The following is a 15,265-nucleotide window of genomic DNA, read 5'->3' as shown; positions in this document are numbered from 1 at the left end:
GGCAGGGGCGACTCAGATGCCGATCTCGCCGCCGTCCTTGCGGGTGATCACCACCGTGGCCGAGCGGGGACGGGCCTTGGCCGTCGCACTGGCCTGGCTGGCCGGCCAGTAGCTGCCGTAGGTCTTGCCGGCCCAGTCAGGTGCCGATTCCTCGCCCGGGTGCTGGACATTGAAGAACAGGGTCTTGGCGTCCGGGGTCAGCGTGATGCCGGTGATCTCGCATTCCTTGGGGCCGACCAGGAAGCGGCGCAGCGTGTCGGCCGTGGCATTGGCGCCCTTGATGGTGCTGGTGCCGCCGGCGGCGGTGGCCACGCCGCCGTCGCCGACCTTGCCGGGAATGGCGGCCAGCATCATGCAGTTGGTGACGTCGGTGTAGGCGCCGTCGTCGGTCTGGATCCACAGCAGGCCGCGCTTGTCGAAGTGGATGCCGTCCGGGCTGGAGAAGTCGTTGTTGGCGCTCAGGCCCGACAGGTTCACCTCGGCCGCGGCCACCGACTCGGCGCCGAACAGGTAGATGTCCCAGACGAACTTCGCGACGTTGGCCGCATCTTCGCGCCAGCGGATGATGTGACCGTTCGGGTTGCCCTTCTGCGAGGTGGTGCCGCTCTTCAGGTCCTCGTAGTAGCGCGGGTTGGCGGCGTCGGGCTTGAGCTGGCTGCCGGTGGGCGTGGCCGTGATGGCGACGCGGTTGCTGTTGTTGGTCAGGGTCATGTAGACCTCGCCATTCAGCGGATTGACCGCGCCCCATTCCGGACGGTCCATCTTGGTGGCGCCCAGCTTGTCGCCGGCCAGGCGGGCGTTGATCAGCACGTCGGCCTGGTCGGCAAACGGGTAGGCCGCGTTGCTCGCGTCGAGGCCGTTCTTGCCGAAGGTCAGCTCCAGCCAGTCGCCCGAGCCGTCGGCGTTGAACCTGGCCACGTAGAGCGTGCCCTCGTCCAGGTACTTGGCGCCGGCGCTCAGGCCCTTGCCCACGTCGGCCGCATCCCACAGGGCCTTGGACACGAACTTGTAGATGTACTCGTTGCGCGCGTCGTCGCCCATGTAGATCACGATGGGCTTGCCGGCCACGGCGGCCGCCGGCCAGGCGCCTTCGTGGTTGAAGCGGCCCAGGGCCGTGCGCTTGGCCGGCACCGAGGTGTTGGTGAAGGGGTCGATCTCGACCACCCAGCCGAAGGTGTTGATCGCGTTGCGGTAGTCGTCGGCCGCGGTGGCGCCGGTGACCGAGGAGTTCCAGCGGGCGAACAGGTCTTCGCTGCCGGCGGTCTCCCACAGGTAGGGACTCTTGCGGTTCTCGGGCAGGCCGTAGCGGTTCAGGCTGGTCACGTCCTTGGCACCGCGCTTGGCGTTGTCGCCGGCGGCGCGGCTGATCACGTTGAGGAAGTTCTCCTCGCAGGTCAGGTAGGTGCCCCAGGGCGTATAGCCGTTGGCGCAGTTGTTGTTGGTGCCGCGGGTCTGAGTGCCCAGGCCGGAGAACTTGGTAGCCAGCAGGGCCGCGCCGCGGGCCGGGCCGCTGAAGTCCATCACCGTGGCCGAGGTGATGCGGCGGTTGAACCGGGAGCCGCGCACCATGCTCATCGTGCCGTTGCTCTCGCGCTTGACCTCGCAGACGCTGACGCCGTGGGCGTAGATTTCCTTCTCGACCTCGCTGGCGTTGCGGCTGGCGCCGGCGGCGCGGCCGGCCGGGTGCAGGGCATAGGGCGCGACCACGTATTCGTGGTTGACGCAGAGCAGGCCGCGGTCCGAGCGGTCGGCCTGGTAGGCGCCGGCCTCGGACAGGCCGAACCAGTACATGCCGTCGTGGCCATCGCCTATGCGGCGCTGGTAGGAGTCGGCGGTCTCGCTGCCGTCGTCCTTCCAGGATTCGTCGCCATAGTGCAGCGGATCGCCCAGCGCATGCAGGATGGCGACCTGGTAGCCGTCCGGCACGGTGACGATGTCGTCCTTGTTCTTGGCCACGGCATTGAAGCCCAGCTTCAGCGGCGTGGGGGCAGGAGCGGGGGCGGGGGCCGGTGCAGGAGCCGGGGCGGGTGCGGCCACCGTATCGTTGCTGTCGCAGCCGGCCAGGGCCAGGCCGCCCAGCAGGGCGGTGGTCGTGGCGGCCACGCCGCCGCGCAGGGCGGCACGGCGATCAAGGCGCGCTGCGAGCACGCTCTCGAAATGCGCGTTGTCGCTGTGGTTGGTGATTCTCTCTTCGTCGTAGCTCTCGAGGCACATCTTGGAATACTCCGCTTGGGTCACAAGCGGCGCATTCTTCAAAGCCCCGGTGGCAGGGCGATGACGGGAAGGCTACGAAAAGATTACGGCTTGCTGCTCAGCAGGTCGCGCGGGGCGCCGAACATGAAGCAGTCGATGAAGGTGAAGTACAGCGAGGCATAGAACAGCGTCGGAATGATCACCGTCAGCGCCATGGCCGGCAGCATGGCGAAGGGGCCCAGCAGCAGCGCCAGCAGCTGCAGCAGCAGGGCGAAGCCCAGCACCAGGCCGACCCAGGCCAGGCCGTTGAGCGCAAAGGCGCCGCGGTTGCGCCACAGGCCCAGGGTGCTGGAAAACAGGGCCTGCATCACGCCCTGGCCGCCCCAGTGGATCAGGGCCGGCGCATGCCAGAACGGGATGGACAGCAGGGCGCTGGCCGTCATGTTCCAGGCTGTGGCGATGAGCACCTCGGACGACAGCATGATGCTGTTCATCGCCGCGGTGTCGGGCTTGTCCTTGGCCATCTCGAGCTGCAGGGCCTGGGCGGCACGGCCCAGGGCATCGCCCTGGACCCAGAGCAGCAGGCTGCTCATCACCATCACGCCGAGCAGGTAGGCCCCGCACAGCAGCAGCTGGCTGCGGCGGCGCTCCGGGGTCAGCTTGAGCGGTGCGAAGAACACGGCGACGGTGGGCGTCTGCGCCTGCAGCACCAGGTGGGTGGCCAGCATGAAGCCCAGCGAGGCCAGCGGCGCCAGCGCGATCAGCAGCATGAAGCCGGCCGGCAAGGCCATCATGAGCAGGGCCGAGCAGGTCCAGAACAGGAACAGGCCGGTCAGCGCCAGCGGCTTGCGCTGCCAGACCTTGAAGGCATGGCGTATCCACAGCAGGCCGTTGCGGGCCGGCACCGTCTGCAGATGCAGCATCATCGTCATGCAATCTCTCTCAATGCATGCCAGGGATTGGCGATGCGCTCGCGCAGCACCCGCTCGAAATGCGTGGGGTCATGCGGCTTGAGCAGGGAGGCCTCGCGCGGCAGGTGGAAGTCCCACAGCCGCGACAGCCAAAAGCGCAGCGCGCCGGCGCGCAGCAGCGCGGGCAGCAGGCGGTGCTCGGTGCCGCTGAGCGGCCGCACGGTTTCGTAGGCATCGACGAAGGCCTGGGCACGCTGCTCGTCGAGCCGGCCGCTGGCCAGGTCTATGCACCAGTCGTTCAGGCAGACGGCGATGTCGAACAGCCAGGTGTCCACGCCGGCGAAATAGAAGTCGAAGAAGCCGCTGAGCTTCTCGCGGCCGGGCAGGCCTTCGAACATCACGTTGTCGCGGAACAGGTCGGCATGGATGGCCCCGCGCGGCAGCTCCTCATAGCCGGCCGAGGCGGCCAATTGCTGTTGAAACGCCAGCTCGCCGGACAGCAGTTCGGCCTGCTCGGCCGTCAGATAGGGCAGGACCACGGGCACGGTCTCGGTCCACCAGTCCAGGCCGCGCAGATTGGGCTGCTGCAGGCCGAAGTCCTGGCCGGCCAGGTGCATGCGAGCCAGCTCGGCGCCGACCTGCTCGCAGTGGAAGACATCGGGTGCCAGCTGATGGCCGCCGCGTAGCCGGTCGACCACGGCCGCCGGCTTGCCGGCCAGGTCCAGCAGGATCTCGCCATCGGCATCGGGCTGCGGCGCCGGCACCTGGATGCCGCGGCGGGCCAGGTGCTGCATCAGGCGCAGGTAGAAGGGGAGCTGCTCGAACGTCAGGCGCTCGAAGATCGTCAGCACATACTCGCCACGGTCGGTGGTGAGGAAGAAGTTGCTGTTCTCTATGCCGGCGGTGATGCCGCGCAGCTGCTGCAGCTGACCCAGCTGGAGGCGGCTGGCGAGGGCTTGCGCCTGCTCGTCGGTGACTGCTGTGAATACGGCCATGGGATGGGATGCTGCGGGCTCGGCGGCCGCGCCCGCCGTCAGAAGGTCAGCAGCTTCCAGACCCGCTTGCCGGTGGCACCGCGGTTGGAGCCGGGACCGGCCGACAGGTCGCGACCACCGTCGCCCATGATGATTTCGTAGGAAGGCAGCTTGCTGTCCTTGGGGGTGACCGTGGCCGTCTGGGTCTGGCCGCGCACGCGCAACTCTTCGATCTTGGTGTGATCGTCCTCGACCACGATGCGCTCGACCTTCGGTTCGGCCGGCGCCGCCTTCTCGACCTTGGCCGGCTCGGCCTTGGCGGGTTCGGCTGCCTGGGCGGCAGGGCTGGCCACGGCGATCAGCGTGATCAGGGCCAGGGGCTTCAGGCAGTCGGTTGCGGAGGACATGCGAGCGATTCTATGCGCCCCCAAGCGTCGGCCTCTGGCCGCCGCGGCCCCCCGAGGGGGCGAAGCCAGCTCGGGAGCGGCCCGTCGCGGACTTGAGTGCATGACAATCGCCGCCATGAGCGAGAAGAAACCCATCCTGCTGCTGGTCGATGGATCCAGCTTCCTGTACCGGGCCTACCATGCGATGCCGGACCTGCGCGGACCTGACGGCCGACCGACCGGGGCGGTCCACGGCTTCGTGGCGATGATGAAAAAGCTGCGCGATGACATAGGCGCCGAGCATGCGGCTTGCGTGTTCGACGCCAAGGGCCCGACTTTCCGCGACGAGTGGTACCCCGAATACAAGGCCCAGCGCGCGCCCATGCCCGAGGACTTGCGGGCCCAGATCGCGCCCATCCACGAGGTGGTCAAGCTGCTGGGCTGGCCGGTGCTGGAAGTGCCCGGCATCGAGGCTGACGACGCCATTGGCACGCTGGCCCGAGTCGGCGCGGCGAGCGGGCATGCGGTTGTCGTCGCAACCGGTGACAAGGACATGGCCCAGCTCGTGACTCCTGACGTCAGCCTGATCAACACCATGGCCAAGCCGCCCGAGCGGCTGGACGAGGCCGGCGTGCTGGAGAAGTTCGGCGTACCGCCGGATCGCATCATCGACTACCTGACCCTGATGGGCGACACGGTGGACAACGTGCCCGGCGTCGAGAAGGTGGGCCCCAAGACCGCGGCCAAGTGGATCGCGGAATTTGGATCGCTGGACGGCGTGGTTGCCAATGCCGCGACCATCAAGGGCGTGGCCGGCGAGAACCTGCGCAAGGCCCTGGACTGGCTGCCCATGGGCCGCAAGCTGGTGACCGTGGTCTGCGATGCCGACCTGAAGGACCATGTGCCCGGCTGGCCGGCGCTGGAATCGCTGGCGCTGAAGGAGGTCGATACCGCAGGCCTGACGGATTTCTTCAGCCGCAACGGCTTCAAGACCTGGCTCAAGGAGCTGACCGGCGAGGCACCTGCCAAACCCGCTGCAGCAGCCCCGGTCACCACCGACATGTTTGCCGATGCGCCTGCGCCAGCTGCCGACGTCAACAGGCAGTACGACACCATCCTCGACTGGGCCGCGTACGACCGCTGGCTGGCGCGCTTGAATGGCGCCGCGCTGTCGGGCCTGGACACCGAGACCGACTCGCTGGATCCGATGCGGGCCCGCATCGTCGGCATCAGCTTCAGCGACAAGGTCGGCGAGGCGGCCTACATCCCGCTGCGCCACAACGGCCCCGACGCGCCGGCCCAGTTGCCGATGGACGAGGTGCTGGCCAGGCTCAAGCCCTGGCTGGAGGACGAGAGCAAGCCCAAGCTGGGTCAGAACATCAAGTACGACACCCATGTGTTTGCCAACCATGGCATCACGGTGCGCGGCTACCGCTACGACACCATGCTCGAGAGCTATGTGCTGGAGGCGCACAAGACCCATGGCCTGGAAGCGCTGGCCGACCGCCACCTGGGCCGCCACGGCCTGAGCTACGAGGACCTGTGCGGCAAGGGCGCCCACCAGATCCCGTTCGCCCAGGTCGATGTGGCCAAGGCCAGCGAATACAGCTGCGAAGACTCGGAGATGTGCCTGGGCGTGCACGAGCTGCTGATGCCCCGCATCGAGGCCGAGGCGGGACTGAAGTTTGTCTACGAACAGATCGAGATGCCGGCATCGGCCCTGCTGGCGCGCATCGAGCGCAACGGCGTGCTGATAGACGCGGCGCGGCTGCAGGCCCAGAGCCATGAGCTGGCCCAGCGCCTGGTGAAACTCGAGCAGGAGGCCTACGAGCTGGCCGGCCAGCCCTTCAACATGGGCAGCCCCAAGCAGATCGGCGAGATCCTGTTCAACAAGCTGGGACTGCCGGTGGTCAAGAAGACCGCGACCGGTGCGCCCTCGACCGACGAAGAGGTGCTGGACAAGCTGGCCGAGGACTATCCGCTGCCGGCCAAGATCCTGGAGTACCGGGGCCTGGCCAAGCTCAAGAGCACCTACACCGACAAGCTGCCGCTGCAGGTCAATGCGGACACTGGCAGGGTTCACACGACCTACTCGCAAGCGGTGGCCGTGACCGGCCGTCTGGCCAGCAACGACCCCAATCTGCAAAACATTCCGATCCGCACGGCCGAAGGCCGGCGCGTGCGCGAGGCCTTCGTGGCCTCGCCGGGCCACAAGATCGTCAGCGCCGACTATTCGCAGATCGAGCTGCGCCTGATGGCCCATATCAGCGAGGACCCGGGCCTGCTCAAGGCTTTCGGCGAGGGCGTGGACGTGCACCGCGCCACCGCTTCCGAGGTCTTCGGCACGCCGGTGGCCGAGGTGACGGCCGAGCAGCGCCGCTATGCCAAGACCATCAACTTCGGCCTGATCTACGGCATGGGCGCCTTCGGTCTGGCTGCCAGTCTCGGCATCGAGCAGAAGGCGGCCAAGGACTACATCGAGCGCTACTTTGCCCGTTTCGCGGGAGTGAAGCGCTACATGGACGAGACCAAGGCGCGCGCCGCGGAACTGGGCTATGTGGAGACGCTGTTCGGCCGCCGCATCACGCTGCCCGAGATCAAGGGTGGCAACGGCCCGCGCAAAGCCGGCGCCGAACGCCAGGCGATCAATGCGCCCATGCAGGGCACGGCGGCCGACCTGATCAAGCTGGCCATGGTCGCGGTGCAGAAGGCATTGGACGAGGCCGGCAAGCGGACACTGATCGTGATGCAGGTGCATGACGAACTGGTGTTCGAGGTGCCCGAGTCCGAGCTGGACTGGATCAAGGAACAGGTGCCGCGCCTGATGGCCGGCGTTGCCCAGCTCAAGGTGCCGCTGGAAGCCGAGGTGGGCGTGGGCTCGAACTGGGACGAGGCTCATTGACGCAAGCCGTCAGTTAGCATCGCGCCCCATGAATTGGCCCTATGAGCTGCAGATAGGCTGGCGCTACACCCGCGCCGGCCGCGGCGGACGCCGCAACCGCTTCATCTCCTTCATCTCCGGTGTCTCCATGCTCGGCATTGCGCTGGGGGTGGCGGCGCTGATCATCGTGCTGTCGGTGATGAACGGCTTCCAGAAGGAAGTGCGCGACCGCATGCTGTCGGTGATCGCCCATGTGGAGCTGATCGACGCCCGCGGTGGCGGCATGCAAGACTGGCAGCCGCTGGCGGCCAAGGCTCGCGAGAACAAGGCCGTGGTCGGCGCCGCCCCATTCGTGGCCGCCCAGGCCCTGGTGGCGCGAGGCGAGGACATGCGCGGCGCCATGGTGCGCGGCATCGACCCGGCCTTCGAGCCCACGGTCACGCCGCTGGCGGCCGAGCTCAAGGATGGTGCGCTGGCCCGCTTGCAGCCCGGCGCATGGGGCATCGTGCTGGGCTCGGAGCTGGCCCGCTCGCTCGGCGTCTACGAGGGCGACAAGATCACGCTGGCGGCCCCGAACGGGCAGGTGACGCCGGCCGGCGTCGTGCCGCGCTTCAAGACCTTCACCGTGGTCGGCACCTTCCACTCCGGCCATTACGAGTACGACAGCAACCTGACCCTGGTCCACATGGAAGACGCGGCGCGGCTGTTCCGCGTCGAGGGCGCGACCGGCGTGCAGCTCAAGCTGGCCGATGTGCATTCGGCGCGGTCCGTGGCCCGGGAGCTGATGCTCAGTCTGGGCCCCGAGGTCATCGTGCGCGACTGGACCCGCACCAATGCCAACTGGTTCGATGCGGTGCAGATAGAGAAGCGGCTGATGGGCATCATCCTGACCCTGATCGTCGCCGTGGCGGCCTTCAACCTGGTCTCGACCCTGGTGATGATGGTGACCGACAAGCAGGCCGACATCGCCATCCTGCGCACCCTGGGCGCCAGTCCGCGTTCGGTGATGGCCATCTTCATGGTGCAGGGCGCGGCCTCGGGCGTCATCGGCACGCTGGCCGGCCTGGTGCTGGGCCTGGGCGTGGCCTTCAACGTGGGCGTGCTGGTCTCGGTGATAGAGCGGCTGCTGAACATCAGCTTCCTGCCGGGCAGCATCTACCTGGTCAGCCGCATGCCCAGCGATCCGCAGGCCGGCGACATCATTCCCATCACCGTGGCTTCGCTGGTGCTGGCCTTCCTGGCCACGCTGTATCCGAGCTGGCGCGCCAGCCGCGTCCAACCGGCGGAGGCGCTGCGCTATGAGTGAACCAGACATCGTTCTGCAGGGCCTGGGCCTGCAGCGACGCTTCCACGACGGCGACCTCGACGTGACCGTGCTCAGCGGCGTGGACGTGACCGTGCGGCGCGGCCAGACGCTGGGCGTGCTTGGCGCCTCCGGCTCAGGCAAGAGCACGCTGCTGCATCTGCTGGGCGGCCTGGACAAGCCCACCGTCGGCCGCGTGGCCCTGATGGGCCAGGACTTCGCCGCCATGAACGAATCGGCCCGCGGCCGCTGGCGCAACCAGCACCTGGGCTTCGTCTACCAGTTCCACCACCTGCTGCCCGAGTTCAGCGCGCTGGACAACGTGGCCATGCCGCTGCGGGTGCGCCGCATGCCGCTGGAGCAGGCCCGTGAGACGGCGGCGGCCATGCTGGCTCGCGTGGGCCTGGCCCAGCGCACGGCGCACCGGCCGGCCCAGCTATCGGGCGGCGAGCGCCAGCGCGTGGCGATCGCACGCGCCCTGGTCACCAAGCCGGCCTGCGTGCTGGCCGACGAGCCCACCGGCAACCTGGACCGCGAGACCGCCCAGTCGGTGTTCCAGCTGATGCTGGACACGGCGGCGGAGCAGGGCACGGCCTTCGTCATGGTCACGCACGACCAGGGCCTGGCCGGGCAATGCCAGGCCCAGCTGCGGCTGGCCAGCGGACGGGCCCAGTAAGCTTTTCGAATCGAGACCCAGGCCATGAGCAGTACCCGTTTCATCCTCAAGCTGAGCTGCCCGGACCGGCCGGGCATCGTCCATGCCGTGACCGGCTTCCTGATGGGCCAGGGCGGCAACATCCTGACCTCGGCCCAGCATGGCGACGCCGATCACCGGCGCTTCTTCATGCGCATCGAGTTCGAGACCGCGCAGCCGCTGGAGCTGGCAGCCCTGCGTTCCGCCTTCGAGCCGCTGGCCTCGTCGTTGCAGATGAGCTGGGACCTGGTCTCCAGCCAGGCCAAGACCCGCGTGCTGCTGCTGGTCTCCAAGCTCGGTCATTGCCTGAACGACCTGCTGTTCCGTGTGCAGACCGGGCACCTGCCCATAGAGATCCCGGCCATCGTCTCCAACCACCGGGACTTCTACCAGCTGGCTGCCTCGCACAACATCCCGTTCCACCATTTCCCGCTGCTGGCTTCCACGCCCGAGCAGAAGGCGGCACAGGAGCGCCGCATCCGCGAGGTGGTGGAGGAGAACCGGATCGACCTGGTGGTGCTGGCCCGCTACATGCAGATCCTCTCGGGCGAGATGTGCGAGTACCTGTCGGGCCGCGCCATAAACATCCACCATTCCTTCCTGCCCAGCTTCAAGGGCGCCAAGCCTTACCACCAGGCCCACGAGCGCGGTGTGAAGCTGATCGGCGCCACGGCGCACTACGTGACCTCGGACCTGGACGAGGGGCCGATCATCGAGCAGGAGGTGGCCCGCATCGACCACAGCATGACGCCGGAACAGCTGGTGGCGATTGGCCGCGACACCGAATGCGTCACGCTGGCCCGAGCCATCCAGTGGCATGCCGAGCATAGGGTGCTGATGAACGGCGCACGCACGGTGGTGTTCCGCTGAACCAGGCGATGCCGGCATGTGGATAGACAGCCACTGCCATCTCGACGCGGCCGAGTTCGAGGCCGACCGCGAAGCGGTGATTGCGCGGGCGAGGGCGGCAGGCGTCGATCAGATCGTGGTGCCGGCCGTGGAGGTGGCCAACTTCGAGGCCGTTCGGCTGCTGGCGATCCGCCACGACTTCGTCTACGCGCTGGGCATCCATCCCATGTACGTGATGCGCTCCGCCGACGACGCGCTGGAGCGCCTGGCCGCGGCGCTGGAGCAGCACCACGCCGATCCACGGCTGGTGGCCGTGGGCGAGATCGGGCTCGACTACTTCGTGCCGGGCATCGATGCGGAGCGGCAGCAGCATTTCTACGTGGAGCAGCTCAAGCTCGCGCGCCGCTTCAAGCTGCCGGTGATCCTGCACGTGAGGCGCAGCGCCGATCAGCTGCTGGCCGGTCTGCGGCGCGTGGAAGTGCAGGGCGGGATCGCCCATGCATTCAATGGCAGCGAGCAGCAGGCGGCGGCCTTTGTCGATCTGGGCTTCAAGCTGGGCTTTGGAGGCACGCTGACCTTCGACCGCTCGCTGCAGATCCGCCGACTCGCAGCGAGCCTGCCGGACTCGGCCATGGTGCTGGAAACCGATGCGCCCGATATCCCGCCGCAATGGCTCTACAAGACGGCCGAGCAACGGGCCGCAGGCGAGTCCTCACGCAATGAGCCGGCCGAGCTGCCGCGCATTGCCTGCAGCCTGGCGGAGCTGCGCGGCTGGACGCTGGCGCAGACGGCCGAGATCAGCTCGGCCAATGTGCGCGCGGCCTTGCCGCGGATGGGCGCTCGCTCGGCTTAGCGGTTGCGCGGCGCGATGGGCGTCTCCGGCACCGGATAGCTGGCCGCGCCGAAGGTGGCGACCACGGCCTTGTGGGTGTCGAAATAGACCTGCCAGTAGTGGTCGGTATGGCAATACGGGCGCACGCACAGCAGCGGGCCCTCGGGCGTGAAGCTCAGGATCTCGATGTCCGGCGCCGGGCTGGCCTTGACGTTGGGAATCGCAGCCACGGCAGCGCGCAGCCGGGCGATGGCATCCATGGGGTCGACACTGTTGGCCACCTTGGCCAGGCAGTCGACGCGGCGATGCGGCAGCGACGAGTAGTTCTGGATGGTGTCCGAGAAGATCTTGTTGTTGCCGATGATGGTCTGCACGTTGTCGCCGGTGATCACCGTGGTGCCGAACAGGCCGATCTCGCTGACCGTGCCAGTGACGCCGCCGACCTGGACGAAGTCGCCCACCTTGAACGGCCTCAGCACCTGCATGAACACGCCGGCCGCGAAATGCGTCAGCAGGCCGCCCCAGGCCGTGCCAATCGCCAGGCCGGCACCGGCCAGCAGGGCGGCGAACGAGGTGGTCTGGATGCCGAAGATGTCGAGGATGGCCAGCACCAGCACGATGTTCAGCAGCACCGTGAGGATGGAACGCAGGTAGGTCGACAGCGTGGAATCGATGCGCCGGCCCCTCTCGAGCGCGGCGCCGACCAGGCGGACGGTCAGGCTGACTATCCAGCGGCCGACAATCCAGGCGGCGATGGCGCTCAGCACCTTGAGCCCGAAGGCGGCGCCCTGGGTGCTGAGGAACTGCCAGATCGCTTCGGTATTCATCATTTCGATTGCTCCTGATTCGTGAGTCAGACCAAGTCCCGCCCCATCATCGCCGAGGAATCGCCGCCCGAACCAGCCCGGCGCTGGCAAGGCCTGGCCCCACAGTTCGGGCCGGATGCCCGCTGGCTGCTGCTTGGCAGCTTCCCGGGTGTCGCCTCGCTGAAGGCCCAGCAGTACTACGGCCATCCGCGCAACCAGTTCTGGCGCCTGTTGGGCGCAGTGCTGGGATGTGAGCTCGTTGGCTTGGCCTATGAGGACAGGCTGGCCTTGCTGCGGCAGCATCGGGTCGCGCTGTGGGACGTGATCACCGAGACCGAGCGCGAGGGCAGCTTGGACAGCAGCATCCGTGATCCGCTTTCCAGCGACCTTGCAAGCCTGCTGTCCGCTTTGCCGCAGCTGGAGACGATTGCCTTCAACGGCGGAACGGCCGCGCGGTTGGGGCTGAAGCAACTGGAGCGGCTTGGCCAGTCTCGATGGCGGGTGCTGTGCCTGCCTTCGTCCAGTCCGGCCTACACCTTGCCCTACGATGCCAAGCTGGAAGCCTGGCTTTCGCTGGCACAAGACAAGCAATGAGCAGCAGCAAGAAAAAGACCGACAAGCAGGACTGGGCGCCGGCCACGCTCAGCGAATTCGACGGCGTGCGCTTTCTGCACCTGGATTCGATCTGGGTGCAGGGCGCGATGCGGATACGCAAGCCCCAGCAGCTGGAGCTTGAGTACATCCAGCGCATGATGGCCTGGATGCTCTGGCGCGACGACGCAGAGCTGCGCGAAGGTCATGCGGTCCAGTTGGGACTGGGTGCGGCGGCCCTGACCCGCTTCAGTCACAAAGTGCTGAGGATGAAGACCACGGCTGTGGAGCTGAACCCCAGCGTGATCACGGCCTGCCGGGCCTGGTTCCATCTGCCCGACGACGACAGGCGCCTGACCGTGCTGAACGAGGATGCCGGCGCCTGGGTAGCCCGCGAGGCCAATCTGCAGACGGTGCAGGTGCTGAACGTCGATCTTTATGACCATGAGGCCGCCGGGCCGGTACTGGACGACGAGGCCTTCTATTCGAATTGCCATGCCGTGCTGGCAGAGGGCGGCCTGATGACCGTCAACCTGTTTGGCCGCAGCGCCAGTTTTGCACGCAGCGCAGGGCGGATTGCGCGCGCGTTCGGCAGCGACCAGGTCTGGAGTCTGGCGCCGACCAAGGAGGGTAATACCGTGGTGGTGGCCGCGCGCGGGGTGAGGGTTCCCGAGCGGGACGAACTGGAGCGCCGCGCGGCTAACATCGAGTCGCAGTACGGCCTGCCGGCGCGCAAATGGTTGCGCCTGGTGCGGCCCCTGCCGATCAGCATCATCAACCAGCAGCCTGACTGAAAGCCGATGAGCACCATGACCAAGCCAGCCGTCGCGGCACCGGAGATGAGGCCAGAGGGGCGACTTGAGTGGCGGCAGATGCTGCGCTGGCTGGTCGAGGACGAGGTCATCGACGCCGAGCAGGCGCAGAAGACCGAGCAGCGCTTTGCGGCGGGCGACAGCTCCATGCATCCGCTGGTCCGGCTCGGCCATGCAAACCTGGTTCGCAAGGCCAACGGCAAGCCGCTCGAGGTCGATGCGCTGACCGAATGGTTGGCGCAGCGCGCCAGGCTGCCCTACCTGCGCGTTGACCCGCTCAAGGTCGACGTGGGTCGGGTGTCCGATGTGATGTCGGTCGGCTATGCCGAGGCCAAGCGCTGCCTGCCAATCCAAGTGGGGCTGATGGACGTGACCATTGCCACCTCCGAGCCCTTCGACATCAGCTGGGTGCCGCAGATCGAATCCCACGTGCGCAAGACCATCAAGCTGGTGGTGGCCAGCCCACTGGAGATCGCGCGTTACACGACCGAGTTCTTCACCCTGGCCCGCTCGGTACGGGCTGCGGCCAAGGCCGGCGAGGTCAACCAGGTCGCCAGCTTTGAACAGCTGGTCGAGCTGGGCAAGACCAACAAGCAGCTCGATGCCAACGACCAGGGCGTGATTCAGGTTGTCGACTGGCTCTGGCAATACGCCTTCGATCAGCGTGCCAGCGACATTCATTTGGAGCCTCGGCGCGAGATGGGCGTGATCCGTTTCCGTATCGACGGAGTGCTGCACACGGTCTACCAATTGCCGCCCTCGGTCATGAGCGCGATGACTTCGCGTATCAAGCTGCTGGGGCGGATGGATGTGGTCGAGCGCCGTCGTCCGCTGGATGGACGTATCAAGACGCGGAACCCGGCCGGCGATGAAGTCGAAATGCGCCTGTCGACCTTGCCTACTGCCTTCGGCGAGAAGATGGTGATGCGGATCTTCGACCCGGACACGGCGGTCAAGGATCTGAGCATGCTCGGCTTCTCCGGCCATGACGCGGAACGATGGGAGAAGCTGGTCACGCAGCCGCACGGCATCATCCTCGTGACCGGACCGACCGGTAGCGGCAAGACGACAACGCTCTATTCGACGCTCAAGCGACTGGCGACAGACGAGGTCAATGTCTCGACGATTGAAGACCCGATCGAAATGGTCGAGCCGGCCTTCAATCAGACGCAAGCCCAACCAGCCATCGACTTCGGCTTTGCCGAGGGCCTGCGCGCTCTTATGCGCCAGGATCCCGACATCATCATGATCGGCGAGATCCGCGACCTGGCGACGGCCGAGATGGCTATCCAGGCTGCGCTCACTGGGCACTTGGTGTTCTCGACGCTGCACACCAATGATGCTGCGTCCGCCATCACCCGGCTCACTGACCTAGGAGTGCCGCCATACCTGCTTACTGCAACCATCATTGGCGTACTGGCTCAGCGGCTGGTCCGTACTTTGTGCCCCAACTGCAAGCAGCCCGATCCGGCGATCACCCGTGACACGTTGAATGAAATGCTGAAGCACTGGCGGATGAACGGAGGCGTCAAGCCGTACAAGCCAGTGGGATGCCTTGATTGCCGCAATACCGGATACCGCGGTCGTGCGGGTTTGTATGAGCTGCTGACGGTCAGTGAGGCTGTCAAAGCCACTATGCATCCAACGCCCGACATCAGTGCGCTGCGCCGCAAGGCAATGCAGGAAGGGCTTCGCCCGCTAAGGCTGGCTGGTGCCATGAAGGTTGCCGAAGGCGTGACCACGGTCGAGGAAGTCCTTCGTAGCACGCCGCAGTGGGAGACCTGAGCCGACTATTGCATTTGCTTCGGCAAAGTCTTGCGGACTTCGAAATTTCCATGCTATAGTGGCGGACTTCGCTGATCACGGCGCTGCTTCGAAAGGGGCGGGGCGCAGTGGTTGGGGAGATGGGAAGTGAGCAAGCGCGATGACAAAAATATTTTGCAAAGCGCTTGACGGATTCAAAAGAATTCAGTCATAATCTCGCTTCTTCGCTGATCACGAAATTGATTAAGCGAAGCGACTGAGGAGTCAGT

Annotated in this window: 13 protein-coding genes; 8 read left to right on the top strand and 5 right to left on the bottom strand. The window is 66.7% G+C overall.

Annotation, left to right across the window (positions count from 1 at the left end; translation table 11 throughout):
* Positions 1–12: 12 nt before the first annotated feature.
* The 4 genes from QT382_RS14135 to QT382_RS14120 all read right to left on the bottom strand — a co-directional run bounded on the left by QT382_RS14135 (position 13) and on the right by QT382_RS14120 (position 4,485).
* On the bottom strand, positions 13–2,214 hold the full coding sequence (locus QT382_RS14135; protein ID WP_289254744.1) for a PhoX family protein: 2,202 nt from the start codon (positions 2,212–2,214) through the stop codon (positions 13–15).
* 83 nt (positions 2,215–2,297) lie between these two features.
* The gene (locus QT382_RS14130) at positions 2,298–3,125 is read right to left on the bottom strand and encodes a BPSS1780 family membrane protein (RefSeq protein WP_289254743.1); all 828 of its coding nucleotides are present in this window, start codon (positions 3,123–3,125) and stop codon (positions 2,298–2,300) included.
* Entirely contained in the window at positions 3,122–4,099 is a 978-nt protein-coding gene (locus QT382_RS14125) for a homoserine kinase (protein ID WP_289254742.1), read from the bottom strand. The genes QT382_RS14130 and QT382_RS14125 overlap by 4 nt, the downstream gene beginning before the upstream one ends.
* Before the next feature lie 38 nt (positions 4,100–4,137).
* Positions 4,138–4,485 (bottom strand): hypothetical protein, encoded by a 348-nt coding sequence (locus QT382_RS14120; protein WP_289254741.1) that lies wholly within the window; start codon positions 4,483–4,485, stop codon positions 4,138–4,140.
* Positions 4,486–4,600: 115 nt separating this feature from the next.
* Here QT382_RS14120 and polA point away from each other — a divergent pair, with 115 nt between their 5' ends.
* From polA to QT382_RS14095, 5 genes are read left to right on the top strand one after another with little or no spacing between them, the layout of a single operon-like run.
* Positions 4,601–7,366, top strand: a complete 2,766-nt coding sequence (polA, locus tag QT382_RS14115) for a DNA polymerase I (RefSeq protein ID WP_289254740.1) — start codon at positions 4,601–4,603, stop codon at positions 7,364–7,366.
* 28 nt (positions 7,367–7,394) lie between these two features.
* Positions 7,395–8,651, top strand: a complete 1,257-nt coding sequence (locus QT382_RS14110; protein WP_289254739.1) for a lipoprotein-releasing ABC transporter permease subunit — start codon at positions 7,395–7,397, stop codon at positions 8,649–8,651.
* Positions 8,644–9,324 carry an ABC transporter ATP-binding protein gene (locus QT382_RS14105; protein WP_289254738.1) on the top strand — a complete coding sequence of 227 codons (681 nt, stop codon included), beginning with the start codon at positions 8,644–8,646 and terminating at the stop codon, positions 9,322–9,324. The genes QT382_RS14110 and QT382_RS14105 overlap by 8 nt, the downstream gene beginning before the upstream one ends.
* 24 nt (positions 9,325–9,348) lie before the next feature.
* Positions 9,349–10,212, top strand: coding sequence for a formyltetrahydrofolate deformylase (gene purU / locus QT382_RS14100; protein ID WP_289254737.1), 864 nt, complete (start codon positions 9,349–9,351; stop codon positions 10,210–10,212).
* A 16-nt stretch (positions 10,213–10,228) separates the two neighbouring features.
* Complete coding sequence (locus QT382_RS14095) at positions 10,229–11,044, top strand: TatD family hydrolase (protein WP_289254736.1); 816 nt, start codon at positions 10,229–10,231, stop codon at positions 11,042–11,044.
* On the opposite strand, the gene QT382_RS14090 is transcribed toward QT382_RS14095, so the two are convergent.
* Entirely contained in the window at positions 11,041–11,850 is an 810-nt protein-coding gene (locus tag QT382_RS14090) for a mechanosensitive ion channel family protein (RefSeq protein ID WP_289255460.1), read from the bottom strand. The genes QT382_RS14095 and QT382_RS14090 overlap by 4 nt on opposite strands.
* 48 nt (positions 11,851–11,898) lie before the next feature.
* Between QT382_RS14090 and QT382_RS14085 the strand changes: the two genes are divergently transcribed.
* Genes QT382_RS14085 through tfpB form a run of 3 tightly spaced genes read left to right on the top strand, consistent with a single transcriptional unit; the run spans position 11,899 to position 15,017 of the window.
* The gene (locus tag QT382_RS14085; protein ID WP_502929917.1) at positions 11,899–12,423 is read left to right on the top strand and encodes a DNA-deoxyinosine glycosylase; all 525 of its coding nucleotides are present in this window, start codon (positions 11,899–11,901) and stop codon (positions 12,421–12,423) included.
* A complete protein-coding gene (locus QT382_RS14080) occupies positions 12,420–13,214 on the top strand; it encodes a class I SAM-dependent methyltransferase (protein ID WP_289254734.1) in 795 nt (264 codons plus the stop codon). The genes QT382_RS14085 and QT382_RS14080 overlap by 4 nt, the downstream gene beginning before the upstream one ends.
* Before the next feature lie 6 nt (positions 13,215–13,220).
* Entirely contained in the window at positions 13,221–15,017 is a 1,797-nt protein-coding gene (gene tfpB / locus QT382_RS14075; protein ID WP_502929887.1) for a type IV pilus assembly ATPase TfpB, read from the top strand.
* Positions 15,018–15,265: the final 248 nt, after the last annotated feature.

It is taken from the genome of Pelomonas sp. SE-A7 (genome assembly GCF_030345705.1).
GTDB lineage: Bacteria > Pseudomonadota > Gammaproteobacteria > Burkholderiales > Burkholderiaceae_C > JAUASW01.
This window is presented reverse-complemented; position numbering and strand designations above follow the sequence as displayed.

Bases quoted from the DNA above. Each gene is read 5' to 3' on its own strand.
- QT382_RS14135 (WP_289254744.1), bottom strand. From the start codon at position 2,214: ATGTGCCTCGAGAGCTACGACGAAGAGAGAATCACCAACCACAGCGAC.
- QT382_RS14130 (WP_289254743.1), bottom strand. From the start codon at position 3,125: ATGACGATGATGCTGCATCTGCAGACGGTGCCGGCCCGCAACGGCCTG.
- QT382_RS14125 (WP_289254742.1), bottom strand. From the start codon at position 4,099: ATGGCCGTATTCACAGCAGTCACCGACGAGCAGGCGCAAGCCCTCGCC.
- QT382_RS14120 (WP_289254741.1), bottom strand. From the start codon at position 4,485: ATGTCCTCCGCAACCGACTGCCTGAAGCCCCTGGCCCTGATCACGCTG.
- polA (WP_289254740.1), top strand. From the start codon at position 4,601: ATGAGCGAGAAGAAACCCATCCTGCTGCTGGTCGATGGATCCAGCTTC.
- QT382_RS14110 (WP_289254739.1), top strand. From the start codon at position 7,395: ATGAATTGGCCCTATGAGCTGCAGATAGGCTGGCGCTACACCCGCGCC.
- QT382_RS14105 (WP_289254738.1), top strand. From the start codon at position 8,644: ATGAGTGAACCAGACATCGTTCTGCAGGGCCTGGGCCTGCAGCGACGC.
- purU (WP_289254737.1), top strand. From the start codon at position 9,349: ATGAGCAGTACCCGTTTCATCCTCAAGCTGAGCTGCCCGGACCGGCCG.
- QT382_RS14095 (WP_289254736.1), top strand. From the start codon at position 10,229: ATGTGGATAGACAGCCACTGCCATCTCGACGCGGCCGAGTTCGAGGCC.
- QT382_RS14090 (WP_289255460.1), bottom strand. From the start codon at position 11,850: ATGAATACCGAAGCGATCTGGCAGTTCCTCAGCACCCAGGGCGCCGCC.
- QT382_RS14080 (WP_289254734.1), top strand. From the start codon at position 12,420: ATGAGCAGCAGCAAGAAAAAGACCGACAAGCAGGACTGGGCGCCGGCC.
- tfpB (WP_502929887.1), top strand. From the start codon at position 13,221: ATGAGCACCATGACCAAGCCAGCCGTCGCGGCACCGGAGATGAGGCCA.